This window comes from Cellulomonas sp. P4_B5_2 (assembly GCF_056402235.1).
In genome coordinates this window covers 1-1,674 of sequence record NZ_JBFUHU010000492.1, presented here as the reverse complement: position 1 = coordinate 1,674, position 1,674 = coordinate 1, and the positions used below count along the sequence as shown (strand labels likewise).

General features: G+C 72.0%; 3 protein-coding genes. 1 reads left to right on the top strand and 2 read right to left on the bottom strand.

The window, feature by feature from the left end; genetic code table 11:
- On the bottom strand, window positions 1-505 hold a 505-nt coding region (locus AC1DUQ_RS21535; RefSeq protein ID WP_477074611.1), incomplete at its 3' end, for a fumarylacetoacetate hydrolase family protein.
- A gap of 14 nt (window positions 506-519) precedes the next feature.
- Window positions 520-1,341, bottom strand: coding sequence for a methyltransferase domain-containing protein (locus AC1DUQ_RS21530; protein ID WP_477074610.1), 822 nt, complete (start codon window positions 1,339-1,341; stop codon window positions 520-522).
- Window positions 1,342-1,433: 92 nt separating this feature from the next.
- On the opposite strand from AC1DUQ_RS21530, the gene AC1DUQ_RS21525 reads away from it, so the two are divergent.
- A partial coding sequence (locus AC1DUQ_RS21525) for a heparan-alpha-glucosaminide N-acetyltransferase domain-containing protein (RefSeq protein ID WP_477074609.1) occupies window positions 1,434-1,674 on the top strand: 241 nt, incomplete at its 3' end.

Here is a 1,674-nt window from a genome sequence, read left to right as displayed (position 1 = left end):
GGGCTTCGACGGCTCCTGCCCGATCGGCCCCTGGATCGTGCCGGGCCTGGACGTCGCGCGCGGTGACGTCGTTGGCCACGGTGTAGCCGAACACGTGGTCCAGGGCGCGGTCCGGCGTGACGTCCTTGGTGACCTTGCCGATGACGATCGCCAGCTCGGCCTCGTGCTCGACGTGCTCGGTCCAGTCGGGCAGGACGATCGGGTCGTCGGGGCCGATCACGGAGGTGTTGGGCTTGAGGAACAGCAGCGGGGCGGGCGGGAGGTCGTTGCCCATCTCGGCGGCGTGCTCGGCGTAGTTGCGGCCCACCCCGATGATCTTGGAGCGTGGGATGACCGGCGCCAGCAGGCGGACGCTGTCGTCGTCGAGCCGGATCTGCTCACCCGTGGGCTGCACCGGCGTGTAGAGCGGGTCTCCCGTGATGACCACGAGCTCCTCGGAGCCGGGTGCTCCGTCGATCAGGGCGTAGCGGGGGTCTCCCCCGGTGGTGAACCTTGCGATGCGCACGTCGCAACCCTAGTTCAGGCGCGAGCGAGCACCTCGCCGTGCAGCACCGCGAACCAGCCGTCGGGCTGGGTGCCCCACTCGCGCCAGGCGTCGGCCAGCAGCTCGAGGCCGACCTCGTCGGCCAGGCCGTGGGCGATGGCCTGCGCGGCGAAGTTCGAGGCCACGGAGCGGTCCGCCCACAGCCCCGCCCACCACGTGCGGTCCTCCGGGGTGGCGTAGCACCAGACGCCCGCGCTGGGCACGATCCCGGCCGGGTCGAAGCCGGCCTCGCGGACCCAGGAGAGCAGCTTGCGGCCGGCGTTCGCGTCGGCCTTGTTGGCCTGCGTGACCTCGTGGTAGAGCGCGAGCCACTCGTCCAGGCCCTGCGACTCCGGGTACCAGGTCATGCCGGAGTAGTCGGCGTCGCGGAGCGCGACGATGCCGCCGGGCCTGGTGACGCGACGCATCTCCCGCAGCGCGGCGATGGGGTCCGTGAGGTGCTGGAGCACCTGGTGCGCGTGCACGACGTCGAAGGCGTCGTCCTCGAACGGCAGGCCGTAGGCGTCGGCCACCTGGAACGTCACGTTGTCCGCGCCCGCGTCCGCGGCGGCCTTCTGGGCGATCTCCACCACGGCGGCAGAGGAGTCGACGCCGACGACCTCGCCGGGCTCGATCCGGGCCGCCAGGTCGATGGTCACCGAGCCCGGACCGCACCCCACGTCGAGCAGGCGCGTCCCCGGGACGAGGGCCGGCAGCRGGTACGCGGCGGAGTTCTCGGCGGTGCGCCAGCGGTGCGAGCGCAGCACGGACTCGTGGTGCCCGTGGGTGTACACGTCGGGGTGCGTCGGGGAGTTCACATCTGAGGGTAATCATCCGAGAGCCCAACAGTTCAATAACCGGGACGAACCGTTTCGACATGCGAGATTCCCCGGCTCGCTAGCATCCGTGCATGCGCCGCATCGTGGGGATCGACGTCGCCCGGGGCCTCGCCGTCCTCGGCATGATGACCGCGCACGTCGGTCCCGACGACCACGGACCGGTCCCGCCCGGCGGCTTCTCGCAGCTCGCGGACGGGCGGCCCGCGGCGCTGTTCGTGGTGCTGGCGGGCGTCTCGCTCGCCCTGCTCTCGGGCAGCTCCGTACCTGTCGTCGGCACCCGGCTGGTCCAGGCGCGCGTGCGGATCCTGGTGC